The 24664-nt window shown below is 38.0% G+C and carries 40 protein-coding genes; 1 reads left to right on the forward strand and 39 read right to left on the reverse strand.

Translation table 11 applies throughout. The features are described from left to right. Positions 1–101: 101 nt before the first annotated feature. Together FC81_RS09770 and FC81_RS09775 are read right to left on the reverse strand one after the other, a co-directional pair. Positions 102–539 carry a MarR family winged helix-turn-helix transcriptional regulator gene (locus FC81_RS09770; RefSeq protein ID WP_057746362.1) on the reverse strand — a complete coding sequence of 146 codons (438 nt, stop codon included), beginning with the start codon at positions 537–539 and terminating at the stop codon, positions 102–104. 748 nt (positions 540–1287) lie between these two features. Then, positions 1288–2079 carry a carbon-nitrogen family hydrolase gene (locus FC81_RS09775; RefSeq protein ID WP_057746365.1) on the reverse strand — a complete coding sequence of 264 codons (792 nt, stop codon included), beginning with the start codon at positions 2077–2079 and terminating at the stop codon, positions 1288–1290. Between the two features lie 254 nt (positions 2080–2333). On the opposite strand from FC81_RS09775, the gene FC81_RS09780 reads away from it, so the two are divergent. Beyond that, positions 2334–3248, forward strand: coding sequence for an L-lactate dehydrogenase (locus tag FC81_RS09780; protein WP_057746367.1), 915 nt, complete (start codon positions 2334–2336; stop codon positions 3246–3248). A gap of 107 nt (positions 3249–3355) precedes the next feature. Here the strand turns inward: FC81_RS09780 and FC81_RS09785 are convergent, their stop codons facing one another. From FC81_RS09785 to rplC, 37 genes are all read right to left on the reverse strand, one after another. Next, on the reverse strand, positions 3356–4309 hold the full coding sequence (locus FC81_RS09785; protein ID WP_420806357.1) for a metal ABC transporter substrate-binding lipoprotein: 954 nt from the start codon (positions 4307–4309) through the stop codon (positions 3356–3358). Beyond that, positions 4306–5145, reverse strand: a complete 840-nt coding sequence (locus FC81_RS09790; protein ID WP_057746373.1) for a metal ABC transporter permease — start codon at positions 5143–5145, stop codon at positions 4306–4308. The genes FC81_RS09785 and FC81_RS09790 overlap by 4 nt, the downstream gene beginning before the upstream one ends. 1 nt (position 5146) lies before the next feature. Continuing rightward, positions 5147–5869, reverse strand: coding sequence for a metal ABC transporter ATP-binding protein (locus FC81_RS09795; protein WP_057746376.1), 723 nt, complete (start codon positions 5867–5869; stop codon positions 5147–5149). A 447-nt stretch (positions 5870–6316) separates the two neighbouring features. Continuing rightward, the gene (rpsI, locus tag FC81_RS09800) at positions 6317–6709 is read right to left on the reverse strand and encodes a 30S ribosomal protein S9 (RefSeq protein ID WP_057746379.1); all 393 of its coding nucleotides are present in this window, start codon (positions 6707–6709) and stop codon (positions 6317–6319) included. 12 nt (positions 6710–6721) lie between these two features. Further along, entirely contained in the window at positions 6722–7165 is a 444-nt protein-coding gene (gene rplM, locus FC81_RS09805; RefSeq protein WP_057746382.1) for a 50S ribosomal protein L13, read from the reverse strand. A 148-nt stretch (positions 7166–7313) separates the two neighbouring features. Beyond that, positions 7314–8066 carry a tRNA pseudouridine(38-40) synthase TruA gene (gene truA / locus FC81_RS09810; RefSeq protein ID WP_057746384.1) on the reverse strand — a complete coding sequence of 251 codons (753 nt, stop codon included), beginning with the start codon at positions 8064–8066 and terminating at the stop codon, positions 7314–7316. 9 nt (positions 8067–8075) lie between these two features. Continuing rightward, positions 8076–8873, reverse strand: coding sequence for an energy-coupling factor transporter transmembrane component T family protein (locus tag FC81_RS09815; RefSeq protein WP_057746387.1), 798 nt, complete (start codon positions 8871–8873; stop codon positions 8076–8078). 1 nt (position 8874) lies between these two features. Continuing rightward, positions 8875–9741 (reverse strand): energy-coupling factor ABC transporter ATP-binding protein, encoded by an 867-nt coding sequence (locus FC81_RS09820; RefSeq protein WP_057746389.1) that lies wholly within the window; start codon positions 9739–9741, stop codon positions 8875–8877. After that, on the reverse strand, positions 9717–10556 hold the full coding sequence (locus tag FC81_RS09825) for an energy-coupling factor ABC transporter ATP-binding protein (RefSeq protein ID WP_057746392.1): 840 nt from the start codon (positions 10554–10556) through the stop codon (positions 9717–9719). Before FC81_RS09825 ends, FC81_RS09820 begins: the two co-directional genes overlap by 25 nt. A 301-nt stretch (positions 10557–10857) precedes the next feature. Beyond that, positions 10858–11241, reverse strand: coding sequence for a 50S ribosomal protein L17 (gene rplQ / locus FC81_RS09830; protein WP_057746395.1), 384 nt, complete (start codon positions 11239–11241; stop codon positions 10858–10860). A gap of 26 nt (positions 11242–11267) precedes the next feature. Then, positions 11268–12212, reverse strand: coding sequence for a DNA-directed RNA polymerase subunit alpha (locus FC81_RS09835; protein ID WP_057746398.1), 945 nt, complete (start codon positions 12210–12212; stop codon positions 11268–11270). Between the two features lie 84 nt (positions 12213–12296). After that, entirely contained in the window at positions 12297–12686 is a 390-nt protein-coding gene (gene rpsK, locus FC81_RS09840; protein ID WP_057746400.1) for a 30S ribosomal protein S11, read from the reverse strand. A gap of 31 nt (positions 12687–12717) precedes the next feature. Then, positions 12718–13083 (reverse strand): 30S ribosomal protein S13, encoded by a 366-nt coding sequence (gene rpsM, locus FC81_RS09845; RefSeq protein ID WP_057746403.1) that lies wholly within the window; start codon positions 13081–13083, stop codon positions 12718–12720. Between the two features lie 25 nt (positions 13084–13108). Continuing rightward, a complete protein-coding gene (gene rpmJ / locus FC81_RS10815; protein ID WP_083478814.1) occupies positions 13109–13222 on the reverse strand; it encodes a 50S ribosomal protein L36 in 114 nt (37 codons plus the stop codon). Between the two features lie 34 nt (positions 13223–13256). Beyond that, positions 13257–13475, reverse strand: a complete 219-nt coding sequence (infA, locus tag FC81_RS09850; protein WP_003689399.1) for a translation initiation factor IF-1 — start codon at positions 13473–13475, stop codon at positions 13257–13259. Positions 13476–13653: 178 nt separating this feature from the next. Next, on the reverse strand, positions 13654–14307 hold the full coding sequence (locus FC81_RS09855) for an adenylate kinase (RefSeq protein ID WP_057746500.1): 654 nt from the start codon (positions 14305–14307) through the stop codon (positions 13654–13656). A 173-nt stretch (positions 14308–14480) separates the two neighbouring features. After that, positions 14481–15776, reverse strand: a complete 1296-nt coding sequence (gene secY / locus FC81_RS09860; RefSeq protein WP_057746406.1) for a preprotein translocase subunit SecY — start codon at positions 15774–15776, stop codon at positions 14481–14483. Continuing rightward, positions 15776–16210: a 50S ribosomal protein L15 gene (gene rplO / locus FC81_RS09865; RefSeq protein ID WP_057746409.1), complete on the reverse strand. Its 435-nt coding sequence runs from the start codon at positions 16208–16210 to the stop codon at positions 15776–15778. Before rplO ends, secY begins: the two co-directional genes overlap by 1 nt. A 46-nt stretch (positions 16211–16256) precedes the next feature. Then, the gene (gene rpmD / locus FC81_RS09870; RefSeq protein WP_057746412.1) at positions 16257–16439 is read right to left on the reverse strand and encodes a 50S ribosomal protein L30; all 183 of its coding nucleotides are present in this window, start codon (positions 16437–16439) and stop codon (positions 16257–16259) included. A 13-nt stretch (positions 16440–16452) separates the two neighbouring features. Further along, on the reverse strand, positions 16453–16953 hold the full coding sequence (rpsE, locus tag FC81_RS09875; protein WP_057746414.1) for a 30S ribosomal protein S5: 501 nt from the start codon (positions 16951–16953) through the stop codon (positions 16453–16455). A gap of 21 nt (positions 16954–16974) precedes the next feature. After that, the gene (gene rplR / locus FC81_RS09880) at positions 16975–17340 is read right to left on the reverse strand and encodes a 50S ribosomal protein L18 (RefSeq protein WP_057746417.1); all 366 of its coding nucleotides are present in this window, start codon (positions 17338–17340) and stop codon (positions 16975–16977) included. Positions 17341–17379: 39 nt separating this feature from the next. Continuing rightward, positions 17380–17916, reverse strand: a complete 537-nt coding sequence (gene rplF / locus FC81_RS09885; RefSeq protein ID WP_057746421.1) for a 50S ribosomal protein L6 — start codon at positions 17914–17916, stop codon at positions 17380–17382. Between the two features lie 30 nt (positions 17917–17946). Then, positions 17947–18345 (reverse strand): 30S ribosomal protein S8, encoded by a 399-nt coding sequence (gene rpsH / locus FC81_RS09890; RefSeq protein ID WP_057746424.1) that lies wholly within the window; start codon positions 18343–18345, stop codon positions 17947–17949. 29 nt (positions 18346–18374) lie between these two features. After that, positions 18375–18560, reverse strand: a complete 186-nt coding sequence (locus tag FC81_RS09895) for a type Z 30S ribosomal protein S14 (protein WP_034989709.1) — start codon at positions 18558–18560, stop codon at positions 18375–18377. 13 nt (positions 18561–18573) lie between these two features. After that, entirely contained in the window at positions 18574–19116 is a 543-nt protein-coding gene (rplE, locus tag FC81_RS09900; protein ID WP_057746427.1) for a 50S ribosomal protein L5, read from the reverse strand. Between the two features lie 20 nt (positions 19117–19136). Further along, positions 19137–19466, reverse strand: coding sequence for a 50S ribosomal protein L24 (gene rplX / locus FC81_RS09905; RefSeq protein ID WP_057746430.1), 330 nt, complete (start codon positions 19464–19466; stop codon positions 19137–19139). A gap of 33 nt (positions 19467–19499) precedes the next feature. Next, positions 19500–19868 (reverse strand): 50S ribosomal protein L14, encoded by a 369-nt coding sequence (gene rplN, locus FC81_RS09910; RefSeq protein WP_034989706.1) that lies wholly within the window; start codon positions 19866–19868, stop codon positions 19500–19502. 69 nt (positions 19869–19937) lie between these two features. Then, the gene (gene rpsQ, locus FC81_RS09915; RefSeq protein WP_034989705.1) at positions 19938–20204 is read right to left on the reverse strand and encodes a 30S ribosomal protein S17; all 267 of its coding nucleotides are present in this window, start codon (positions 20202–20204) and stop codon (positions 19938–19940) included. A gap of 25 nt (positions 20205–20229) precedes the next feature. Beyond that, complete coding sequence (gene rpmC / locus FC81_RS09920) at positions 20230–20424, reverse strand: 50S ribosomal protein L29 (RefSeq protein WP_057746432.1); 195 nt, start codon at positions 20422–20424, stop codon at positions 20230–20232. Continuing rightward, positions 20414–20848 (reverse strand): 50S ribosomal protein L16, encoded by a 435-nt coding sequence (rplP, locus tag FC81_RS09925; RefSeq protein WP_057746435.1) that lies wholly within the window; start codon positions 20846–20848, stop codon positions 20414–20416. The genes rpmC and rplP overlap by 11 nt, the downstream gene beginning before the upstream one ends. 3 nt (positions 20849–20851) lie before the next feature. After that, positions 20852–21508: a 30S ribosomal protein S3 gene (rpsC, locus tag FC81_RS09930; protein ID WP_057746438.1), complete on the reverse strand. Its 657-nt coding sequence runs from the start codon at positions 21506–21508 to the stop codon at positions 20852–20854. Between the two features lie 13 nt (positions 21509–21521). Then, positions 21522–21869: a 50S ribosomal protein L22 gene (rplV, locus tag FC81_RS09935; RefSeq protein WP_057746441.1), complete on the reverse strand. Its 348-nt coding sequence runs from the start codon at positions 21867–21869 to the stop codon at positions 21522–21524. 14 nt (positions 21870–21883) lie between these two features. Beyond that, positions 21884–22168: a 30S ribosomal protein S19 gene (gene rpsS / locus FC81_RS09940; RefSeq protein WP_057746443.1), complete on the reverse strand. Its 285-nt coding sequence runs from the start codon at positions 22166–22168 to the stop codon at positions 21884–21886. 51 nt (positions 22169–22219) lie between these two features. Then, the gene (gene rplB, locus FC81_RS09945) at positions 22220–23050 is read right to left on the reverse strand and encodes a 50S ribosomal protein L2 (protein ID WP_057746446.1); all 831 of its coding nucleotides are present in this window, start codon (positions 23048–23050) and stop codon (positions 22220–22222) included. Positions 23051–23075: 25 nt separating this feature from the next. Next, positions 23076–23360 carry a 50S ribosomal protein L23 gene (gene rplW / locus FC81_RS09950; protein ID WP_057746449.1) on the reverse strand — a complete coding sequence of 95 codons (285 nt, stop codon included), beginning with the start codon at positions 23358–23360 and terminating at the stop codon, positions 23076–23078. After that, positions 23360–23983: a 50S ribosomal protein L4 gene (gene rplD / locus FC81_RS09955; RefSeq protein ID WP_057746452.1), complete on the reverse strand. Its 624-nt coding sequence runs from the start codon at positions 23981–23983 to the stop codon at positions 23360–23362. The genes rplW and rplD overlap by 1 nt, the downstream gene beginning before the upstream one ends. Before the next feature lie 23 nt (positions 23984–24006). Further along, positions 24007–24636: a 50S ribosomal protein L3 gene (gene rplC / locus FC81_RS09960; protein WP_057746459.1), complete on the reverse strand. Its 630-nt coding sequence runs from the start codon at positions 24634–24636 to the stop codon at positions 24007–24009. Between the last annotated feature and the right edge of the window lie 28 nt (positions 24637–24664).

A 24664-nucleotide genomic window follows, 5' to 3' on the forward strand; every position in this document is an offset into this window, starting at 1 on the left:
GACTTCAACATATCAGTCCACCAACAGCACTATAAAAACAAAAAAGTCGAGATATTCTCCCGACTTTTTAACCATCAATATATGTGTAACATACTCTTTTATTAAAATTCATCCAAGCTCTCATCCGTAACTATCTCGATTGTCTGCCGTAAGACGCGTTTAAAGATTGCTAGGTCTTTAGGTGCTACTTCGTCTTCCAACTTATTTTCCAGTCTCTGCCAAAATTCATTATCAGAATCCATCATTTGATGATATTTATCCGTTACCATTAAATGAGTAACACGGCGGTCCACTTCGTCCAATCTCTTTTCGATCAACCCTAATTTCATTAGCTTTTTGATATGATAATTCGTATTAGGAGTCGATTGGTCCAATAACTTAGAAATCATTCCAATTGTTGGTTCTTTCAATTGATAAATAGCTTCCAAGTAGTAAATATCAATTGCACCTAGTTTTTCAAAATCAGGTGCATTTTGATGACGCTCATGTAATCTTAAAACTTGCGTTAAGTTAGTTAAAGATTTTTGTAAAGTAATCACGCTTTTCTTCCTCCAAATGTTTAAAATATTTTATATAACATGTGAACTATCATAATATACTAAAATAATATAGCATTGTCAAGTAAACGCTATAAAAAATATGTCTTTTTAGCTTCTATGCGTACATTTTACACTAATAAACGTAAAATTTCTAAAAATATGTTCTTTATCAAAGTCTTGCTATCTATATTACTCTTCCGAGTTTCCAGCAATATCATGTGTACCCTAAATAATAATTACTGCTGAATAAAACTACATGCTCTCTATTCTACTATTTTTTCGATAAAATTCAAATAATATATCGTAATACGTATTATTCAAATTACTAAAAATGATAATTTTTTACTTATTAATAGTCCTACTTAGTTTCCGGTCAAAAGTTAAGTTGCTTAGCACTCAAATTATTTAAGCACATTACCATTAATAATCAGCACAAGGTAAAATAAATTTTAGTTTAGCTCAGTGTCCAACATTATCTCAGAGGTACACGTTTAACTTCATACCCTCTTTCTTATTTTAGCCTTTTCCTAAGCCATCACCATTTCGAATGCTATTATCTAATGACAATATATTATGTTTAGCTTTTTTGAAGATTTTATAATATATCCCCCTAACTCTTAACTACACATTCTCAGAAGGCTAGTATAACATTATTTAAGTATTATTTCTGGCACTATTATTATTAAATACATTAGATTAATCTAATAATATTTTTGAGTTGTGCACCGTTTATTTGCTTACTTCCAACTTAATCATACAGTTCAGGACGTCTATCTGTGAAAACAGGAATTTCTCCCCGAATTTTTTCAAGCATGGTTAGATCAAGCTTAGTAGTAAAAGCGCCTTCCTTAGCAACGGGAATATTTGAAATAATATTCCCCAGGGGATCAATTACGAGTGAATGTCCATTAAAAACATCACCTGATGGACTTTTACCAACACGATTGACTGCTACAACAAAAACTTGGTTTTCAATTGCACGTGCTTGCAGTAAAAGTTGCCATTGTTTAATTCGCTCTCGTGGCCACTGTGCGCTAACAAATAATATTTTTGCACCTTCACCCATCAGTGTCCGTTCCCATTCAGGAAACCGTATATCATAACAGATCACCCCGGCTGCAGGAATATTATCTAATTTGAAACAATTCCTGCGAGTCCCTGCTGTTACCCACTGATCTTCATGCATTAAACCAAATAAGTGAACTTTATCATACTCACTCTGAAGCTTCCCCTCGCGGTCAAAAACATAGCTAGTGTTATAGTAAAAATTATTTTTACTAGTTGCAACAGATCCACCAATAATATTCACTTGATATTTTCGAGCTAACGCAGCTAAAAAGGATTGGGTATGTTCGCCGTTTTGATCCGCTAACTCCTCTAGTTGCTCCAAAGCATAGCCAATATTCCACATTTCTGGAAGTATGAGTACATCTGGGTGCTCGGTCATTGCAGCTGCTACTAGTTCGGCAACTTTTCTATAGTTGACATCCGGCTTCCCATACTTCACATCCATTTGAATCAAACTTACTTTTAAAGACATTTTATATCTTCCTCTCTGGATACTAATAAGCTTATTGTAGATTTCTTTAACGAACTTTCCAAAGAATTCGACTACTTTTAAGCCTTCTCTAAACAACTTTAATTAAATTTAATTTGAATTTAATTTTACCAAAAAATATATCACTTTGTTAGTAGTTTACTTTATTACTTTATAGTTTAAGTTGACTTTAATTAGATAACATTTAAAATTAAGATTATAAAATATTTAGATTTTTTTAATGGGGGTCTAGCTAAATGAGAAAAATTGGTGTTATTGGTTTAGGTCATGTTGGAGCAACAATTGCTTATACATTAGTAACAAAGGGGATAGCCGATGAACTTGTCTTGATTGATTCGAAGAAAGATAAGGCTGTCGCAGAAGAATACGATCTCCGCGATACACTTTCCCGTTTAGATACTTTTACTAAAATTATTCCGCAAAATTATGCTGCTTTAGCAGACGCTGATATTATTATTACAGCTTTTGGGGATATTTCAGCTATTCAATTAGATGGTGACCGCTTTGGCGAACTAAAACATAATATTACTGCTGTTACCGAGATCGCACAAAAAATTAAACAAACTGGTTTTAATGGTGTTTTGATTAATATCAGTAATCCCTGTGACGTTATCACTCAACTCTTACAACAAAAAACTGGTCTTAGTACCAATCAAGTCTTTGGGACTGGAACTTTTCTTGATACAGCAAGAATGCAGCGTGCTGTTGGGCAAGCTCTCAATGAAGATCCCAAAAATATCAGTGGCTATGTTCTGGGTGAACATGGTGAATCACAATTCACTGCTTGGTCAAGTGTCAGAGTAAAGGGCCACCCTATCCAAGATATCGCCTCTGCACGTGGGCTTGATCTAAATGATTTAGATCAACGCGCCCGCCGTGGTGGTTGGTTAGTCTTTTCTGGTAAACATTATACTTGTTATGCAATTGCAACTTGTGCAATTAAGTTAGCTCTTGCAGTCCTCTCAGATGCTCACCTTGCCTGTCCAACTTCTGTTTACCTTGAAAGCTATCAACATTATATTGGCTATCCTTCCGTTATTGGACGTCAAGGTATTATCGAAGTTAACAAGATCGAACTGACACTCGATGAACAGAATAGACTTGACAGCTCAGCCAAGATTATTTCAACTAAGCTAGCTTCTTTTAATTAATTTATAACTAAAAAAATCTCCCATCCCAAATAGTTCTCTTTACTACTTGAGATGGGAGATTTTTTGGAGCTGTGTTTAAAGCATTATTGCTTGTAAAATATTTTTGCCTATTTTGAAAGACCAGCTGTAATTTTATCAAGATTCCATTTCATCATTGTATAATAACTATCTCCTGGCTGACCCTTTTTAGCAACTGAGTCCGTAAAGATCTCAGCATAAATTGGAATCCCCGTTTCTTTAGAGACAGTTTTCATTGGCCGCCCATCAACACTACTTTCAACAAATAATGATGGTACCTGGGAACCTTTGAGTTTTTGAACTAGATTTTTTAACTGTTCTGGAGTTCCTTCTTGTTCTGTATTGATTTCCCAAATATAAGCTGCGGGCACATTATATGCTCGTGAGAAATACTTGAAACAGCCTTCACTCGTAACGATCATCTTTTTCTCAGCTGAGATATTATCAAATTTATGTTTAGCTTGACTATGCAACCCGTTTAATTTTTTCACATAAGCTTTCAAATTTTTCTTATAGAATTTTTTATTTTTTGGATCTTTAGCCGAGAGATGCTTTTCAACATTTTGAGCATAAATAATTCCATTTTTCAGATCTAACCAGGCATGTGGATCTTCTTTCCCTTTTTGTGATTGATGTCCCTTGAGATAAATTGGTTTGACACCCTCACTTAAAGCAAAATAATCTTTATTTGCCTTTTTTCCAGCATTTTTAACTAGCTTTTGAAACCATGTATTTCCACCATTCTCAAGGTTAAGACCATTGTAAAAAATAAGATCAGCCTCAGATGTTTTCTTCGTATCCTCTGGCAATGGTTCATACTCATGCGGATTCTTACCGACTGGAACAATGCTATGCAATTCAATACGGTCTTTTCCAATATTTTTCGTAATATCAGCCAAAATGGAGTTGGTCGTTACAACCTTTACTTTATCTCCCTTGCCGACCGTCCCACTCTTAGTTGAAGAACATCCCGTGAGGATTGCCAAAATAATTACAGCAGCTAAAACGACGTAGTTTAAATGTTTGCGCGTTTTTCTCATTATTTTCGTACCTTCCTTTTTAAATATCTTTGTTTAGGTGAGATGAAGAAACTAATTAAAAATACGATTGCAGCCGTTATTACGATACTTGATCCAACCGCAATATTATAACTATATCCGATAAAAAGCCCGACTACTGAAACTGCTGCGCCAATTCCAGCAGCTAAAAAAATCATTGCTTTTAATGTTTTAGTAAATAAGTACGCTGTTGCAGCTGGGGTTATTAACAAAGCAACAATCAAAATGGTCCCCACACTTTGCATTGCCGTAACTGCTACCAATGTCAACAGCATCATTAACATATAGTGGTAAAAGTTAACTCGCATTCCTAGAGCCTTAGCCATTTGTGGATCAAAGGATGTCAGCAAGAGCTCTTTAAAGTAAAGTATAATTACGAGCAGGACAATCAGTGAGACAACGATCGTTATCCACTTATCAATATCTTGGACCGCTAAAATATTTCCAAAAAGAATATGGAATAAATCAGTTGAGGTACGAGCTAAACCTATCAAAATAACTCCTAAGGCTAAAAAAGAACTAAAAGTTATTCCAATTGCAGTATCGCTTTTGATCAGACTATTTTCCTTAATATACGTAATTATTACTGAAGCCATTATTCCAAAGATTGTCGCTCCAACAAAAAAATTGATATTAAGAATATAAGCAACTGCGACGCCTGGAAGGACAGCATGTGAGATAGCATCACCCATTAATGACATTCCACGCAGAATGATGAAACATCCCACCACGCCAGAAACAATTCCAACCACAACAGCTGTTATTAGCGCATTCTGTAAAAAATGAAAAGTCTGTAAACCATGAATAAATTCAGCTAGCATCTCACTCACCTCTTTCTACAAGTATGTTCTCTCCGTAAGCACGTTTTAGGTTGGGAACGGTAAACACTTGCGCCGTCTTTCCAGCTGCAATAATTTCTCTATTTAACATTACAACTTGATCAAAGTAACCTTCAACCTTGTTCAAATCATGATGAACGATTAGAATTGTTTTACCTTTACTTTTAAGATCCTTCAAGATTTTTATGATGATATCCTCGCTTACCATATCAACGCCTACGAAAGGTTCATCTAAAAAAAGGTACTCGGCATTTTGCACTAAACAGCGTGCAATCAACACACGTTGAAACTGTCCACCTGATAAAGCGCTTATTTGTCGTTGACTCTGTTCTGATAACCCCACAATCTCTAGTGCTTTATCAACACTTTCCCACTCCTCTCTTGTTATTCTCTTGAAAAGACCCAGACTTGGAAGTGTCCCTAGTGCAACACATTCCCTGACTGTAATTGGAAATGAAAGATCGATTGAACTCTTCTGGGCAACGTAAGCAATTCTCTTCAAGGCTTTGTTAGCTTGAATACCATCTAGCATAACTTTTCCACTAGCGCGGACAACACCTAAAGCCGCTTTTAAAAGAGTTGACTTACCTGAGCCGTTTGGTCCAATAATTCCTGTAATTGTTGGACCTTTAATTACTAAATCGATATTTTTTAAAGCTTCAACTTCATTATTATATACAACTCCAACCTTTTGAAATTCAATCATCTCTATCACCTCTCAGCTAAAAGTTAAACCATTTGTACCTATTTTTAGGTTACCCTAAGTAAGTTGCTTAGTCAATTTTTAACTTATTATTTATAATTATTTCCCAAGCAATAATTATAAATACCGATGTAAGCGTTTAGCGTTTTTAGATATCTATGCTCCTTAGCTAGCCGCTCTTTAAGCCTACACACATTTCACTTAACAGATTATTTTATCAACTATCAAAACTTCACCATAACTATCGTTAACTAATTAATGAGTGTCTTTTAAATTTATATAAATTTTTTTGCAATTTGAAGATCTCACCTAAGAGCCCTTTCTTAAGCTTCATAAATCTAAGTTTTATCAATTATTATATTTATTACCATTTACTTTCAAATTTAACTATAATAAAAAAACACTTCTTGGCGAACAAGAAGTGTTTTGAGATCGTTGATAAATAATATATTAACGCTTAGAGAATTGTGGAGCCTTACGAGCTTTCTTAAGACCTGGTTTCTTACGTTCTTTCATACGTGCATCACGTGTTAATAAACCAGCACGTTTCAAAACGCCACGGAAATCTGGGTCAACTTCAAGTAAAGCGCGGGCAATTCCATGACGAACTGCACCAGCTTGACCAGCAAAGCCACCACCATTAACATTAACAAGAACATCATATGAACCTGTTGTTTCTGTAGCTTCGAAGGGCTGAATCATAACTTTACGTAAGTTAGCAAATGGAATATAATCTTCTGCTGTTTTGCCGTTAATCGTGATCTGACCTGCACCGGGTGTTAAAATTACACGCGCAACAGAGTTCTTACGACGGCCTGTTCCTCTATATTGTACTTGAGCCAATTAAGTTTCCTCCTAGATTAAGTTTGTGATATCCAATACTTCTGGTTTTTGAGCTTCATGTTTGTGATCTGCACCACGGTAAACATGTAACTTCTTAGCTTGTTCTCTTCCGAGTGTTCCTTTTGGAAGCATCCCTTTAATCGATAAAGCAATTAACTTCTCAGAATCATTTTGACGGAATTCACCAGCAGTACGGCTCTTCAAACCACCTGGATGATCTGTATGATGATAATAAACTTTACGTTCTGCTTTATGTCCTGTCAAGCCAATCTTTTCTGCATTAATAACGATAACGAAATCACCTGTATCAACGTTAGGCGTAAATGTTGGCTTATTCTTGCCACGCAAGATAGAAGCCACAACTGAGGACAGACGTCCTAAGGGAACATCAGTTGCATCTACGACATACCATTTACGTTCCACTTCACCTGGTTTTGCAATATATGTTGTACGCACGTTTTATTTCCTCCATTTTTATATGCTTGTTTGACGCAAAATAAGTTTCCGGGGCCTACTGTGGGGCAAACAATACCATATACCATGATACTTTTTTTACATTCTAAAGTCAATGATTAAAAGTTAATTATACACTATTCAAACTGTTTTACTTATAATAAACTTTTTTTAAGTACAATCCACTCGCTGGCGCTGTTGCTCTGCACTCATTTCGATCTTTGACTTCGTATAATCGTAAAAAATCATGGACAGGTCTTTTTTCATTCCCAATCTCTAGTAAAGTTGCTACCATGATCCTAACTTGATTATATAAAAAACCATTTCCATAAAATTCAAAAACAACTTCACCTGTAGTTTGATCCTCTTTAACAGTCGCATCATAGATTGTTCGAATGTGGCTTTTAGCTTGACTACCTGAGGCAACGAAACTCGAAAAATCATGTGTTCCTATAACATCCGGTAAAGCCGCCTTGATCAAATCAACCTTTAAAGGATACTTATATTGTCCAGTATAAAACCTTTTGAAAGGATTTACAAAACGACCTAAACTAACGCGGTATAAATAGCGTTTGCCATGGGTTGTAAACCGTGCATGAAAAGTTGTGGCGACCCGCTTAGCAGTTAAGATCTCCACATCTAACGGTAATAAACTATTCAGGCCATTTACAATTCCTTCTTCTGGAATATCATTTTCTAGATCAAAATGGATTACCTGCCCTAACGCATGCACCCCAGCATCTGTTCTTCCCGAACCAAAAATATGCACAAAAGATGCCGCTGTACTCATCTTATTAACAGCCGTTTCAAGTACTGATTGAACCGTTCGTTGGTTAGGCTGACTTTGAAAGCCAGCAAACTTCGTTCCATCATATGCAAGTGTTACCATATATCTATTTGTCATCTTTACCTCTCACCAATTCCGTAAATATAATAAGACTATCATTGTTAGTCCAAACAAAATGCAGGCCAAAGTATCATTACGTTTCCAAAAATGAATACGGTATTTAGTTCGACCTTCTCCACCGCGATAACCCCTTGCTTCCATCGCGGTCGCAAGATCTTCGGCCCGATTAAACGAGCTGACAAATAACGGGATCAGCAATGGCACGACTGCTTTTATTTGTTTAACAATATTACCTTCTCCAAAGTTGACTCCTCTTGAGCGTTGTGCATTCATTATTTTTTCAGTTTCATCCATTAATGTCGGAACAAACCGTAGCGCGATCGACAACATTAATGAAATTTCATAGACTGGTACTTTGAACTTTTTCAATGGTCCCATTAATGATTCCAAAGCATCTGAGATTTCCAGTGGAGCTGTCGTTAGCGTCAATAATGTTGACATAAAAATAATCAAAACAAACCGGCAAAAAACATAGCTCCCATTAATTATCCCCAAACTCGTTAAAGATAATGGCCCCCACTGCCAATAAACAGTCCCTCCACGCGCAAAAAAAATCTGTAGTAGGACAGTAAAGAGAATCAACCAAATAAGTGGTCTGACACCCTTTAAAAAGAAACCAAAATTAACCTTGGACAGCAAAACACAACTGAGTGTTAACAAAAATAATAACGTATATGACTGCCAGTTATTAGCAAGGAAAATAACAATAATAAAGAAGAAGCTTAAAATAAGTTTTGAACGTGGATCTAACCGATGAACAACTGATTCACCCGGAATATAACGACCTAAAATAACCTTATTCAGTTTAATTGCCCCCTTTTCCTAAAAGATCTACTAACGAAGCAGCAAGTTCTTTTTCAGTCAATGGCATTTTTTCAAAAACAACTTTTCCTGTTTGTTGCAATTCATAAGCAAATCTAGTTGCCTTAGGCAATGCTAAGTGATGCTTTAAAAGCCACTGTGGGTCTTTAAAGACTTCTTGTGGGGAGGTTGAAGCAATAACCTCACCTTTTTCTAACACGATGGCGTGATCTGCATAATTAGCTACATCATCCATCTGGTGGGTCACTAAAACGATCGTCAACTGCTTTTGTGAATGCAGCTGTGCAAACATCTGCATTATCTCGTGCCTTCCCTTAGGATCAAGCCCTGCAGTTGGCTCATCCAACACTAAAACATCTGGTTTCATAGCTAAAATACCTGCTATCGCTACCCGTCTCATCTGACCGCCAGACAATTCAAAAGGAGAATTCTGCAAAACCTCTTCTGGTAAACCAACTAAAAGAGCCATTTCACGTGCAATCTGTTCAGCCTCCGCCGGTGTTTTTCCAAAATTCTTTGGGGCAAAAGCAATATCTTTAAGAACCGTTTCTTCAAAAAGCTGTGCTTCTGGAAATTGAAAAACTATCCCAACATGTTTTCTTAATTCACCAAGTTCCTTGTTCTTAGTAACAGCTGTAATCGTCTTATCGGCAACTGTAACACTCCCACTTGATGGTTTAAGCAGCCCATTGAGATGTTGTAGCAAAGTTGACTTTCCACTTCCTGTATGACCTATAATAGCTGTATAACTTCCTGTCGGGATCGACACAGTTAAATTCTTAAGCGCTTGATGCCTAAAAGGTGTATCTGCTTGATAAATGTAGTTTACTTTTTCGAAATGAATTGACACAACCAGTCCACCATCCCTTTTTCAGTAAGATATTCTTGCGGCACAGCAATACGATAACTTTTAAGTTCATTCTTCAGTTTTTCAGAGAAAGGAATATCTAAGCCGCTCTCAATCAGAGCTGTTCCACGTTGAAAAACCTTCGCTGGCTTGTCATTTTGAACTAATGTACCATCATCAATGACGACGACACGCTGCGCTAAGGAAGCTTCTTCAATATCATGTGTTATCGAAATAACTGTAAACCCTTTTTCCTTATTTAAGCTTTTTAAAAGCTGAATAATATCTCTTCTTCCTTCTGGATCAAGCATACTAGTCGCCTCATCCATAATGATGATCCGTGGTTGCAGAGCGATTACTCCAGCTAGAGCAACTCGCTGCTTCTGCCCTCCAGATAACCGGGCCGGCTCATGCTGTGCAAAATTCAACATTCCCACACTTACGAGTGCTTTTTTAACCCTTTTAAGCATTTCATTTCGTGGAACTCCCTGATTTTCTAATCCAAAAGCAACATCTTCTTCAACATTGGCTCCAACAAATTGATTATCAGGGTTCTGGAATACCATGCCAATATTTTTGCGAATGTCCCACAAAGTAGTTGGTGTCAATTCGGTACCAGCAACCCTTATTGTCCCTGACTGTGGAGTAAGCAAACCATCAATTAGTTTTGCAAGCGTACTTTTCCCACTCCCGTTATGTCCAATAACTGCCAGCCATTCTCCTGCAGCAACTTTCAAGTTTATATGACTTAAGGCCTTCTTCTGCTGTTGCGGATACGCGAAAGACAAATCTGAGATTTCAATTATCGGTTCTTGCATAATGTCTCCTCCGTATATTTTATACAGACTATCATACCATACTTACAACTGAACAGTTATCCCCTAAAGGAATCGTTGCTATTACGACAGTAGTCCAAAAAAACCAAGATCTAGGCGGTACATCATGCACCTAGATCTCGGTTATTAGAGCTTATTTATAATTTCACTAAAACAAAAAATCACTTTTTATAACGAAGGTTTCCTATCAAAGATAGTACTTAGGACTAGACTCGGTTTAATACCAGCATCGTAACGCCCAGTTATCGTTATAAAAGTGACAGATGGAACTAAATAATTATTACTAGTCGACTAACTCAAGAACGACTAACTTAGCAGCATCGCCGCGGCGTTCATTCATCTTGAGAATACGTGTATATCCACCGTTGCGTTCAGCATAACGAGGAGCAACTTCTGCAAATAATTTTTGCAAAGCCGATTGGATAGTAATATCATCGCCATCTTCTTTAACATCAGCAACAACATCCATTAAAAAAGCTGCAGCACGACGACGTGCATTCAAATCACCTTTTTTACCAAGTGATATCATCTTTTCAGTTGTCTTGCGTACTTCCTTTGCACGGGTTTCAGTTGTAACGATTTTACCGTTAACGATTAAATCCGTTGTTAAATTACGCAACATTGATTTACGATGAGCGCTTGTGCGTCCTAACTTGCGGTAACTCATGAATAATTTCCCTCCCTCAACAAATATTAGTCATCATGACGTAATGATAAACCCAGATCAATCAACTTATTCTTAACCTCTTCAAGTGATTTACGACCTAAATTACGGACTTTCATCATATCAGCTTCTGATTTATTAGTTAACTCTTGAACCGTATTGATTCCAGCACGTTTCAAACAATTGTATGAACGAACAGATAAATCAAGTTCTTCAATCGTCATTTCAAGCATTTTTTCTTTATGTGTTTCTTCTTTTTCAACCATGATTTCAGCATTTTTAGCTTCATCGGTCAAATCAACAAACAGGGTTAAATGCTCTGTTAAAATCTTCGCAGATAAGCTAATAGCTTCACTTGGTGTAATAGCACCATTGGTCCATACATCGAGCGTTAATTTATCATAATCATCTTTTTGACCAACACGCGTTTTTTCTACTTGATAGTTGACACGTTCAATCGGGGTATAAATTGAGTCGATTGGTAAAACACCGATCGGCATTTCATCAGACTTAGCCTTATTTTCATCAGCTGAAACATAGCCGCGCCCTGTATTAGCAGTCATCCGAATATGGAATGACGCCCCTTCTGCTACTGTACAAATGTACAAATCTGGATTTAAGACTTCCACTTCACTACTACCTTGGATGTCTCCAGCTGTAACTTCGATTGGCCCTGTAACATCGATTTCCAATGTTTGATCCTCTTCAGAATCAATACGCAAAGCAACCTTCTTCAAATTTAAAACAATTTGTGTTACATCTTCAAGTACTCCCTTAATAGTTGAGAACTCATGTAAGACACTATCAATTTGAATATTTGTTATTGCTGCTCCAGGTAAGGAAGAAAGCAGAATTCGGCGAAGAGAATTACCTAATGTTGTCCCATAACCACGTTCAAGAGGTTCAACAACAAATTTGCCATAATTAGGACTTTCTTCAATTTTATGAATTTTTGGTTTTTCAAATTCGATCATTCTTATCTTTACCCCTTTCAAAACGTAACGTGTAATCTGGCGAATACATTATGAAGATTTACCTCAAAATGAATAACGGCCACATTAAACACGACGGCGTTTTGGAGGACGACACCCATTATGAGGAACAGGTGTAACATCGCGAATTGATGTCACTTCAAGACCTGTTGTTTGTAAAGCACGAATTGCAGCTTCACGACCAGAACCAGGACCTTTAACAGCAACTTCAACACTCTTCATTCCATGTTCCATTGAACCCTTTGCAGCAGCTTCAGCAGCCATTTGAGCAGCAAATGGTGTTGACTTACGACTACCTTTGAAGCCTAATGAACCAGCTGATGCCCATGCAACTGCATTCCCATGAACATCGGTAATCATAACAAGTGTGTTATTGAACGTTGAATGAATATGTGCAATTCCGCTCTCGATATTTTTCTTAGCGCGGCGCTTACGTGTACCTTTTTTAACTGCCATGAAATAGCTAACCTCCTTTATTATATATTATTTAATTTTTTCGACCGGCGATTGATGCGGCTGGGCCTTTACGTGTATGCGCATTGTTCTTGGTATTTTGACCACGAACAGGTAAATGACGACGATGACGTAGACCTCGGTATGAACCAATCTCTGATAAACGCTTGATATTTAAACTAACTTCACGACGAAGATCACCTTCGACTTTGTAGTTATCTACAACTGCACGAACTTTATCTTCTTGTTCAGTTGTTAAATCACGTACACGGATATCTTCTGAAACACCTGCTTCAGTCAAAATCTTTTGTGCACTTGAATTACCGATTCCATAAATGTAAGTTAAGCCGATCACGATACGCTTATCACGTGGTAAATCGACACCTGCAATACGAGCCATAACAATTCCACCTCCTAATTTATTATTATCCTTGACGTTGTTTGTGTTTTGGATTTGAACATATTACCATAACACGACCCTTGCGCTTAACTATTTTGCAGTGTTCGCACATAGGTTTTACTGATGGTCTTACTTTCATGAATTATACCTCCCAAATGTATTTGAAGTACAATCTATTTAAAGCGATAGGTAATGCGACCCTTAGTCAAATCGTAAGGGGACATTTCAACCGTCACTTTATCGCCAGGAAGAATCCGAATATAATGCATTCTAATCTTCCCTGAAACGTGAGCTAAAATTTCATGTCCGTTTTCGAGTTCAACCTTGAACATCGCATTGGGTAACGTTTCTTTGATCGTACCCTCAATTTCAATCACATCATCTTTCGCCACGCAATAGTACCTCCTTAAATGGTTTTACAACTTTACACGCAAATCCGTGAGCCAATAAAATCAGCTCGCTTGTTTCCGCAAGCTAATCCATCCAAATGGACAGACTAATCCTATAGAAAAGATAAACCTGGAATAGTATATCATCCTAAGTCTAGTATTGCAAGTGTTATTCTTAAAATTATTTTAATTGATCCAAAATTTCTTTAACATCTGCAAATACTTTTTCGATTGCTTGATTTCCGTTGACTTCATGTAAAAGACCTTTTTGTTTGTAGAAATCAAGTAGTGGTGTATTCATCTTAATATTTACTTCTAGACGTTTCTTAACCGTTTCTGGCTTATCATCTTCACGCTGGAAGAATTCTGTTCCTCCACAACGATCGCAAATTCCTTTAACCTTCGTTGGGTTAAAAACTTTATGATACGTTGCACCGCAGTTACGGCAAATGAATCGACCAGTTAAACGTTCTAGCAGTGAGCTAGGGTCAACATGGATATTAATAACCCCAGCTAACTCACGCTCCAAAGCTTGTCCAATCTGGTCGAGTGCTTGTGCTTGTACCATATTGCGGGGGAAACCATCGAGCAAATAACCGACTTTGGTATCAGCTTCGCTTAAACGTTCTTTCACGATACCATTAGTTACTTCATCAGGAACAAGTTGTCCCTTGTCAATAAACCCTTTCGCTTTTAAACCCATCGGTGTTTTATTCTTAATTGCAGCTCTAAAAATATCCCCCGTTGAAATATGCGGAATTTTATACTCGTCAACAATTCGTTCTGCTTGGGTTCCTTTACCAGCACCTGGAAGCCCCATCAGCATTAAGTTCATTGCAGTCATTTCTAAAAAAACTCCTTTTCTTCTTAATTAGTTACCCTCAATTAGAGAAATTAGGATCCCAGTGTTCACGCTAAACCATAAGTCATAAAAGTAATCCTTACTAATAAAGAGCATAAAATGAAAAAGCTGGCTCCACAAATGTGCAGCCAAACTTTTCAACATTACTATCTGATAAATCCGATATACTCACGTTTCATCATCATACCTTTTAACTGTCTGATTGACTCAAGCGCAACTCCGACAACGATCAGCAGACTCGTACCGCCTAATCCAATCGATTCATCTAATCCCCAAATGTTTGAAGCAACAAGTGGGATTAAGGAAACTAAGCCTAAGAAAAGTGAGCCAACTACACTTAAACGCATCAGTAAACGTGAAACATATTTTTCTGTCTCCTTGCCAGGCCAGACACTCGGAATGTAACTTCCTTGTTTCTGCAGATTTTCTGAAAGTTTCTCTGGATTAACCTGAACAAAAGCATAGAAAAATGTAAAGAGAACAATCAAAACAGTATATAAAATCATGCCGCCTGTTGCCTGCATATTAAAAATATTCGTCATGACTTGATACCATGTATCTTCAGAATGGTTCTGGGTAAATGCCATTAAAATTGTTTGCGGAGTCGCAATAAAAGAACTCGCAAAAATAACTGGAATAACCCCAGCAACATTTATTTTAAGCGGTAGATATGAACTCTCCGTTGCTCCCGCTAAACGACGAGTGTACTGAATTGGAATTTTATAATTAGCTTGCTGCACGTAGGTAACAAATGTAACAATAATCAGTATAGCTACAATCAAAATGACAACAAACAAGATCCCCTTCCAGAGATCCCCTGGCGCAGCTTCCAAAATTTGTTCATTGTATATCTGATGAACACCTGTTGGAACGCGGGCAAGGATTCCTGCCATAATTATCATCGAAATACCATTACCAAAACCCCGGTCAGTAATCATATCACCTAACCAAGTAGTAAACATTGAACCACCAGTTAAGATTAATCCAATACTAAGGTATGTTTCTACGCCCGGATTATTGACTAGATTTAAACTGCTTAAAGCATTAAAACCTGCCGTAATCCCGATTGATTGTACAAACGCTAGCACGATAGTCAAATATCTTGTGGTTTGGTTAAGTTTTCGTCTTCCAACTTCCCCTTGCTTACTCCACTCAACAAAACGCGGGACAATATCCATTTGTAACAACTGAACAACAATTTGTGCAGTTATGTATGGCGAAACTCCCATCGCTAAGATTGAATAATTCGTTAAGCCACCGCCACTGAAAGTGTTCAAGATACTAATTAACCCTGAAGACGCAACGCTATCTAAAGCCTTAGCGTTGATCCCAGGGACTGTGATATATGTGCCTAAACGAAATACAATCAAGACGCCCAACGTAAATAAAATCTTCTCACGAATATCTTTCACAGCTAAGACGTTCTTCATTGTTTTAAGCATTAAATCACCTCAGCTTGACCGCCAACTGCTTCAATGGCTTTTTTAGCAGCAGCTGAAAACTTATTAGCTTTCACTGTCAATTTCTTTGTCAGTTTGCCTTCAGCTAAAACTTTTATACCATCTTTTTCATTTTTGATTACACCATTCTCAACTAGCAATACTGGTGTAACTTCTGTTCCTTCGTCAAATTTCTCAAGTGTTTCCAAGTTAACAACTGCATATTCTTTGCGGTTGATATTTTGGAATCCACGTTTAGGCATACGACGGAATAATGGCATCTGGCCACCTTCAAAACCTAAACGTACCTTTCCACGAGCCTTTTGACCTTTTTGCCCACGACCAGCTGTCTTACCGTTACCAGACGATGTTCCGCGTCCAACACGATTACGAACTTTACGTGAACCTTCACTTGCTTTTAACTCATGCAACTTCATTAGGTCGACACCTCCTTATTGATATATTATAACATGTCATCAGTAATTAATCGGCTACCTTGACATCAACCAAATGATTGATTTTTGCAACAGCGCCACGCGTTGCAGCATTATCGGGCAGAACAACTGAACTTTGGACACGGCCTAAGCCTAAAGCTTTAACAATGTCGCGTTGGTTCTGAGGACGCCCAATGACACTACCTGTTAATGTAATTTTTAAATTAGCCACTAGTGAGCCCTCCTTATTCTGCTAAATGTTGTGTTGATACACCACGAAGAGAAGCAACGTCAGCAGCACTCTTCATCTTTGCTAAGCCGTCCATTGTTGCACGGACAACATTGATTGGTGTATTAGAACCAAGTGATTTACTTGTAACATCGGCAACACCAGCCAATTCCATGACCGCACGAACAGCACCACCGGCAGCAACTCCAGAACCAGCGATCGCAGGTTTCAACATGATACGGCTACCGCTATATTCACCGACCACTTCGTGTGGAAGAGTTTCTTCAACCATCGGAACTTTAATCAAGTTCTTACGAGCAGCATCAACTGCTTTACGAATAGCATCTGGCACTTCTTGTGCTTTACCAGTACCAAAGCCAACGTGACCATTGTGGTCTCCCACAATAACTAAAGCCGCAAAGCGAAGACGACGTCCACCTTTAACAACTTTTGTAATACGATTGATTGCAACAACACGATCTTCTAAATCTAATTGAGCTGGATCAATAATAGTCATAAATGCGTTTCCCTCCTTTTCCTAAAATTCTAATCCGTTTTTACGAGCGGCTTCAGCAAGAGCTTCGATACGACCATGATAAAGATATCCGCCACGATCGAAGACAACTTTCTTAAGACCCTTCTTTTCTGCACGTTTTGCAACAACTTCACCAACGGAAGCTGCTAATTCAGTCTTCGTATTACCGGAAACTTCACTATCTAATGTAGAGGCACTAACTAGCGTCACACCCGCTACGTCATCAATTACTTGAGCGTAGATGTTTTTGTTTGAACGATAAACATTTAAGCGTGGGCACTTAGCTGTACCAGATATCTTACCACGAACACGGATATGGCGCTTTTGGCGTGTTTTATTTTTGTCTGGTTTAGAAATCACTATATTCACCTCTTGAATTTATTATCTTATCTTAACGAAGACTAGTAACTACTTACCAGTCTTACCTTCCTTACGACGAACGTACTCACCGACGTAACGAATACCTTTACCTTTGTATGGTTCTGGAGCACGAGTCAAACGAATTCGAGCTGCAAAATCACCAACGGCCTGTTTTGAAATACCCGAAATAATAACTGAAGTTGCAGAAGGTGCTTCTAATTTAAGACCTTCAGTTGCTACAAATTCAACTGGATGTGAATATCCAACATTCAGGACAAGCTTTGTGCCCTTCATTTGTGCACGGTATCCAACACCACGGAGCTCTAATTCTTTCTTAAAGCCCTCAGTTACACCAACCACCATATTATGGAAGTTAGCTCTTGTTGTTCCATGTAAAGCTTTCGTTTTACTGTCGTCACTTGAACGATCAAATGAGACAACTTTGTCTTCGATCTTCATAGAAATTTTATCAGTAAATTCACGTGTTAATTCACCTTTTGGACCTTTAACGGTCACAGTATTGCCGTCTTTTTTAACTTCAACACCTTCAGGTAAGACAACGTTTTTATAACCAATTCGACTCACAGTTGTTACACCTCCTTGTGTTATCTAATTTTACCAAACGTAAGCTAATACTTCGCCACCAATGTTTTTAGCACGGGCTTCTTTATCTGTTACAACCCCTTCTGAGGTAGAGATAATTGCAATTCCAAGTCCATTTAAAACTTTGGGAACAGCATCAGCTTTAACGTATGAACGTAAGCCTGGTTTTGAAATACGCTTGATACCAGAAATAACACGTTCACTGTTTTTTCCATATTTTAAGAACACACGGATGATTCCTTGCTTGTCATCATCAACATATTCAACGTCACGTATAAAACCTTCATTTTTAAGAATTTCAGCAATATCGTGCTTAATTTTTGATGCAGGCACTTCAAGTGATTCATGTTTTGCTAAGTTAGCATTACGAACACGAGTCAAGAAGTCTGCTATTGGATCAGTCATGACCATTTGTTTGCGCCCTCCTTTACTTTATTGGATTACCAGCTAGCCTTTTTCATCCCAGGAATTTGACCTTTATGTGCAAGATCTCGCAGGCAAACACGGCATAACTTAAATTTACGATAAACTGAATGTGGACGACCACAACGTTCACAGCGTGTATATTCTTGCGTCGAGAACTTAGCTTGGCGTTTGTTCTTTATAATTTGCGACTTTTTAGCCAATGTGAAACCCCCTTTATTTAGCGAATGGCATTCCTAATTGCGTCAATAATTCTTTAGATTCTTCATCGCTATTTGCTGTTGTAACAATAACGATATCCATTCCACGAACTTTATTAACATCATCAAAATCAATTTCAGGAAAAATTAATTGTTCGCGGATACCCAAAGTATAGTTTCCACGACCATCAAATGCTCGCTTGCTGACACCATGGAAATCACGAACACGTGGTAATGAAACAGAAACTAATTTGTCTAAGAAATCATACATCCGCTGACCACGTAAAGTAACTTTAGTTCCAATTGGCATACCTTCACGTAAACGGAATCCAGCAATTGATTTTTTAGCCTTAGTAATAACTGGCTTTTGTCCAGAAATCAATGTTAATTCTTCAACTGCCTCATCCAAGTTTTTAGCGTTGCTAACAGCATCACCAACACCCATGTTGATAACGATCTTTTCAACTTTTGGTGCCTGCATGATTGAAGTATAGTTGAATTTTTCAATTAATGATGGAACGATCTCTTTATTATACTTTTCTTTTAAACGATTAACCATGAAGAGAGTATCCTCCTTCCCTATTCTTTATCTGCTGGCATGTTATTTAAAACTTCACCAGTTTTTTTAGCTACACGGACTCTTTTACCATCAACAACTTTAACTCCAACACGAGTTGGTTTGTTATTTGATGGATCGATTACCATAACGTTTGAGACATGGATCGGTGCTTCAACTTCAACGATTCCACCATTTGGATTAGCGTTAGTTGGTTTTTGATGTTTTTTAACAACATTTACACCTTTTACGATTACACGACTCTTGCTAGGTAAGACCTTTTCAATGATGCCTTCTTTACCTTTATCTTTTCCAGCAATCACTTTAACTTTATCATTCTTTTTAACGAACATTTTGTTCCGCACCTCCTTACCAAAATGGTTTTTTTACAAGACCTCAGGTGCTAAGGAAACAATCTTCATAAAGTTTCCGTCACGTAATTCACGAGCAACTGGTCCAAAAATACGTGTACCCTTTGGTGATTTGTCATCTCCAATGATTACAGCTGCATTTTCATCAAATTTGATATATGAACCATCTGCACGATGTGCACCGAATTTTGTCCGAACAATAACTGCTTTAACAACATCACTCTTTTTGACAACACCACCTGGCGTTGCTTGTTTAACAGTAGCAACGATTACGTCACCGATATTTGCAGTCTTAACACGGGAACCACCCAAAATTTTAATTACTAAAAGTTCACGAGCTCCAGAGTTATCAGCGACCTTTAAACGACTTTCTTGTTGGATCACAGTATGTGACCTCCTTTCGTTAACGAATCAGAATACGAATCAAAGTACATTCTATTTAGTAGTTGGCTACTAAATAATAACTGCTTTTTCAACGATATCTAATAAGCGGAATCGCTTTGTAGCTGACAATGGACGAGTTTCCATAATTTTCACGATATCTCCAACTTTTGCTTCGTTCTTTTCATCGTGTGCTTTAAAAGTCTTGGAATACTTAACACGCTTGCCATAAACCTTATGATTCTTATATGTTTCAACGACTACAGCGATTGTTTTATCCATTTTGTCCGAAACAACACGTCCTTGATAGACTTTACGTTGGTTACGAGCTTCAGTCATACTTTATTTGCCTCCTTTTCGTATTCTACTTGTTGATTTCTTGTTGACGCAATGCCGTCTTAATACGAGCAATCGTCTTCCGAACTTCACTTAAGCGTGCGGTATTTTCTAATTGACCGGTAGCTAATTGGAAGCGCAAATTAAATAATTCTTCTTTGAATTCTTTTTCTTTTTCAAGCATCTCAGCAGTGGTTAATTCATTAATTTCTTTAGCCTTCATTTGATTCGCCACCTACTTCCTCACGTTTTACAACCTTAGTTTTAACTGGAAGTTTATGGGAAGCTAAACGTAATGCTTCGCGGGCAACTTCTTCAGAAACGCCGCCTACTTCAAACATAATCTTCCCACGTTTTACAGGAGCTACCCAGCCTTCAGGAGCACCTTTTCCAGAACCCATACGAACACCAATAGCTTTGGCTGTATATGATTTATGAGGGAAAATCTTAATCCAAACTTTCCCACCACGTTTCATATAACGTGTTATCGCAACACGAGCAGCTTCGATTTGGCGGTTGGTGATCCAATGTGATTCAACAGCTTGTAAGCCGTAATCACCAAAAGCAACGGACTTACCGCCCTTTGCTTCGCCACGCATCTTACCACGGAATTCACGACGATGTTTTGTACGTTTTGGTACTAACATAGATTATTTCCCTCCTTTACGATTAACTTTCTTTGCAGGGAGAACTTCACCACGATAAATCCAAACTTTAACACCCAATTTACCATAAGTTGTGTTAGCTTCTACCCAAGCATAATCAATATCAGCGCGCAGTGTATGCAAAGGAACTGTACCTTCAGAGAAATGTTCAACACGTGACATATCTGCCCCGTTCAAACGTCCAGCAACCTGAACTTTAATTCCCTTTGCACCAGAACGCATTGTGCGTTGAATACCTTGCTTCATTGCACGACGAAATGCAACACGGTTTTCCAACTGAACTGCAATGTTCTCACCAACTAATTGAGCATCTAAATCAGGTTTCTTGATCTCAATAATGTTAATGTGAACTCTCTTACCTGTTAAATTATTTAATTCCTTACGAAGCTTTTCAACTTCGGATCCACCTTTACCGATAACCATACCAGGTTTTGCTGTATGGATTGAAACATTGACGCGCTTTGCAGCACGCTCAATTTCAACGGTAGAGACAGATGCATCGGCTAATTTTTTTTGAACGTATTTGCGGATGTGCAAATCTTCATGTAAGTTAGCTGCAAAATCTTTTTCAGCATACCATTTTGCATCCCAATCACGAATGATTCCGACACGTAATCCCGTTGGATTTATTTTTTGACCCACGCATTATCCCTCCTTATTTTACGGATACAACTACAGTAATATGACTTGTTCGTTTGTTGATTGGAGAAGCAGAACCTTTGGCACGAGGACGGAAGCGCTTGAGCGTTGGTCCTTCGTTAGCATAGGCTTCACTTACAACCAAATCTTCAACATCTAAATCAAAGTTATTTTCTGCATTAGCAATTGCAGATTTCAATACTTTTTCAATAATTTCAGATCCGGCTCTTGGTGTGAACTTAAGAATCCCTAATGCTTCTGCGACATTTTTACCACGAATTAGATCGATCACAAGACGTGCTTTACGTGCAGGGATTCGAACTGTCTTAGCAGTTGCATTTGCTGATGTTACTTGTTCAGCCATTTTTATACCCTCCCTTACTTAGCTAATTCTGTCTTCTTATCTACACTACCATGACCATGGAATGTACGTGTAGGAACAAATTCACCTAATTTATGTCCGACCATGTCTTCTTGAATATATACTGGGACATGTTTCCGCCCATCATACACAGCGATTGTATAACCTATAAAACTAGGAAAAATTGTTGAACGACGTGACCATGTTTTAATAACAGTCTTTTTTTCTTGATCTGCTTGAGCTTCAATCTTCTTCATAAGATGAGCATCTGCAAATGGTCCCTTTTTCAAACTACGACTCAATGTGAATCCTCCTTTCGGATCAGCTCTATTCTTTACGCGCTAACACCGGTCTTATTTATTACGTTTACGTACAATAAACTTATCAGATTGGGCCTTCTTAGAACGGGTCTTGTAACCCATCGTTTTCTTACCCCATGGAGACATAGGACTTGGACGACCAACAGGTGCTTTACCTTCACCACCACCATGAGGGTGATCGTTAGGGTTCATTACAGAACCACGAACCTTAGGACGTCTGCCAGCCCAGCGAGTACGACCAGCTTTCCCAAGCTTGATAAGTTCATGCTGTTCATTACCAACTGAGCCAATTGATGCACGGCAAGTTGCAAGAATCATTCGAACTTCACCAGAAGTCAACTTAACAAGAACATATTTGCCTTCTTTACCAAGGATCTGTGCAGAAGCACCAGCTGAACGAACCAACTGTCCACCTTTACCTGGCTTTAATTCGATATTATGCACGATTGTTCCGACTGGGATATCAGCAAGTGCTAAAGTATTACCGGTTTTAATATCGGCACCTTTACCTGACTGAACTTTTTGTCCTACGACAAGTCCCTTTGGTGCAAGAATATACGATTTAACTCCATCAGCATAGACAAGTAATGCAATGTTAGCTGAACGGTTTGGATCATATTCAATTGATTTAACTGTTGCAGGTACTTCATCTTTAGTACGTTTAAAATCAATTAAGCGGTACTGACGTTTGTGTCCACCACCACGATGGCGAACAGTAATACGACCATAGCTGTTACGGCCAGCCGTCTTACTTTGTGATTCAAGTAATGATTTTTCTGGAGTTGTCTTTGTAATCTCAGAAAAATCTGAACCGGTCATATTACGGCGCCCGTTTGAGGTCGGTTTAAATTTTTTGATCCCCAACTGAATTCCCTCCTATTAATTATTTTTATTCTTCAAATAATTTGATTTCTTTTGAGTCTGCACTCAATGTAACAATTGCTTTACGGCGTTTCTTAGTATAGCCAGCGTAGCGACCCATACGTTTGAGCTTGCCTCTGACATTCATGATGTTAACTTTAACAACCTTAACATCAAAAATCTCTTCAATTGCTTTTTTTACTTGTGTCTTAGTTGCACGTACGTCAACGTCAAATGTATAACGTTTAGCATCCATGTCTGACATTGATGCTTCAGTAACAACTGGCTTTAAAATAACTCTGCGTGATTCCATTATGCAAGAACCTCCTCTACTTGAGAAAGAGCTTCTTGAGTCATGACTAACTTATCGTTATTAATAACATTTAAGACATTAACGCCTTTAACATCAACGACCGTAACATTCTGCAAGTTACGAGCTGAAAGTGCAGCTAAGTCATTGCCATCTTCAAGAACTACTAAAACTTTCGTATTAACATTCAAGTTATCTAAAACTTCTGCAAAAGCCTTTGTCTTTGGTTGTTCAAACGACAACTTATCGACTACCAGCAAACCTTCATCCAATACTTTCTGTGAAAGGACAGATTTGATTGCTAAGCGACGAACCTTTTTAGGAAGTTTGTAACTATATGATCTTGGTGTTGGTCCAAAGACCGTTCCACCACCAACCCATTGTGGTGAGCGGATTGATCCTTGACGTGCACGTCCTGTTCCCTTTTGACGCCATGGCTTCTTACCACCACCAGAAACAGCGCTTCTGTTTTTAACAGCATGTGTACCTTGACGTAATGATGCGCGTTGCATAACAACAGCATCAAAAACGACATTATCATTTGGTTCGATACCAAAAATGGTTTCATTTAACTTAACTTCACCATTTTTACTACCATCTTGTTTAAATAATGCAACTGTTGGCATTTAAAATTCCTCCCTTCCTCGATTTAGTTTTCTTTAGTTAAACCTGTAATTGTCAATAATGATTTATTTGCTCCTGGAACATTACCTTTGATCAATAAAACGTTATTGTCCATGTCAGCCTTAACGATTTCTAAGTTCTTAATCGTTACACGGTTGCCACCCATACGTCCTGGTAATAATTTACCCTTGAAGACGCGGTTAATAATAACACCCATTGATCCAGGACGACGATGATAACGAGAACCGTGAGCCATAGGTCCACGTGCCTGTCCCCAACGCTTGATATTTCCTTGGAAACCATGTCCCTTTGATGTACCTGAAACATTAACGATGTCGCCTGTTTCAAATGTATCGGCTTTAATTTCGTCACCGACTTTGTAATCTCCAAGCTCAACATCTTTAATTTCACGAATGAAGCGCTTAGGAGCAGTTTTTGCTTTTGCTGCATGACCTTTGGTAGGTTTGTTGGCTAAGACTTCACGAAGATCATCAAAACCTAATTGAACTGCTTCGTAACCATCATTTTCAACAGTTTTCACTTGTAAAACAACGTTTGTTCCAACTTCAACAACAGTTACTGGAACTAATTCGCCATTCTCAGTAAAGACCTGTGTCATACCTACCTTTTTACCTAAGATTCCTTTTGTGGTCATGAGTACACCTCCTATTATTTTTTAATTT

This window comes from Liquorilactobacillus capillatus DSM 19910, from assembly GCF_001434915.1.
GTDB lineage: Bacteria > Bacillota > Bacilli > Lactobacillales > Lactobacillaceae > Liquorilactobacillus > Liquorilactobacillus capillatus.

Coding starts and splice junctions, on each gene's coding strand:
- FC81_RS09795 (WP_057746376.1), bottom strand. CDS start 5,869: ATGATTGAATTTCAAAAGGTTGGAGTTGTATATAATAATGAAGTTGAA.
- rpmC (WP_057746432.1), bottom strand. CDS start 20,424: ATGAAGGCTAAAGAAATTAATGAATTAACCACTGCTGAGATGCTTGAA.
- FC81_RS09790 (WP_057746373.1), bottom strand. CDS start 5,145: ATGCTAGCTGAATTTATTCATGGTTTACAGACTTTTCATTTTTTACAG.
- FC81_RS09835 (WP_057746398.1), bottom strand. CDS start 12,212: ATGATCGAATTTGAAAAACCAAAAATTCATAAAATTGAAGAAAGTCCT.
- rpmJ (WP_083478814.1), bottom strand. CDS start 13,222: ATGAAAGTAAGACCATCAGTAAAACCTATGTGCGAACACTGCAAAATA.
- rplV (WP_057746441.1), bottom strand. CDS start 21,869: ATGGCTGAACAAGTAACATCAGCAAATGCAACTGCTAAGACAGTTCGA.
- rplP (WP_057746435.1), bottom strand. CDS start 20,848: ATGTTAGTACCAAAACGTACAAAACATCGTCGTGAATTCCGTGGTAAG.
- rplX (WP_057746430.1), bottom strand. CDS start 19,466: ATGTTCGTTAAAAAGAATGATAAAGTTAAAGTGATTGCTGGAAAAGAT.
- rplO (WP_057746409.1), bottom strand. CDS start 16,210: ATGAAGTTGCATGAGTTAAAAGCAAGTGAAGGTTCACGTAAAGTTCGT.
- FC81_RS09855 (WP_057746500.1), bottom strand. CDS start 14,307: ATGAACTTAATGCTGATGGGGCTTCCAGGTGCTGGTAAAGGAACCCAA.
- FC81_RS09780 (WP_057746367.1), top strand. CDS start 2,334: ATGAGAAAAATTGGTGTTATTGGTTTAGGTCATGTTGGAGCAACAATT.
- rplD (WP_057746452.1), bottom strand. CDS start 23,983: ATGCCAACAGTTGCATTATTTAAACAAGATGGTAGTAAAAATGGTGAA.
- rpsM (WP_057746403.1), bottom strand. CDS start 13,083: ATGGCTCGTATTGCAGGTGTCGATTTACCACGTGATAAGCGTATCGTG.
- FC81_RS09825 (WP_057746392.1), bottom strand. CDS start 10,556: ATGCAAGAACCGATAATTGAAATCTCAGATTTGTCTTTCGCGTATCCG.
- FC81_RS09775 (WP_057746365.1), bottom strand. CDS start 2,079: ATGTCTTTAAAAGTAAGTTTGATTCAAATGGATGTGAAGTATGGGAAG.
- rplC (WP_057746459.1), bottom strand. CDS start 24,636: ATGACCACAAAAGGAATCTTAGGTAAAAAGGTAGGTATGACACAGGTC.
- rplW (WP_057746449.1), bottom strand. CDS start 23,360: ATGGAATCACGCAGAGTTATTTTAAAGCCAGTTGTTACTGAAGCATCA.
- secY (WP_057746406.1), bottom strand. CDS start 15,776: ATGCTTAAAACAATGAAGAACGTCTTAGCTGTGAAAGATATTCGTGAG.
- rpsQ (WP_034989705.1), bottom strand. CDS start 20,204: ATGACTGAAGCTCGTAACCAACGTAAAGTCTATCAAGGACGTGTTGTT.
- rpsE (WP_057746414.1), bottom strand. CDS start 16,953: ATGACTATTATTGATCCAGCTCAATTAGATTTAGAAGATCGTGTTGTT.
- rpsH (WP_057746424.1), bottom strand. CDS start 18,345: ATGGTCATGACTGATCCAATAGCAGACTTCTTGACTCGTGTTCGTAAT.
- rpsK (WP_057746400.1), bottom strand. CDS start 12,686: ATGGCAGTTAAAAAAGGTACACGTAAGCGCCGCGCTAAGAAAAATATC.
- rplE (WP_057746427.1), bottom strand. CDS start 19,116: ATGGTTAATCGTTTAAAAGAAAAGTATAATAAAGAGATCGTTCCATCA.
- rplQ (WP_057746395.1), bottom strand. CDS start 11,241: ATGAGTTACCGCAAGTTAGGACGCACAAGCGCTCATCGTAAATCAATG.
- truA (WP_057746384.1), bottom strand. CDS start 8,066: ATGACAAATAGATATATGGTAACACTTGCATATGATGGAACGAAGTTT.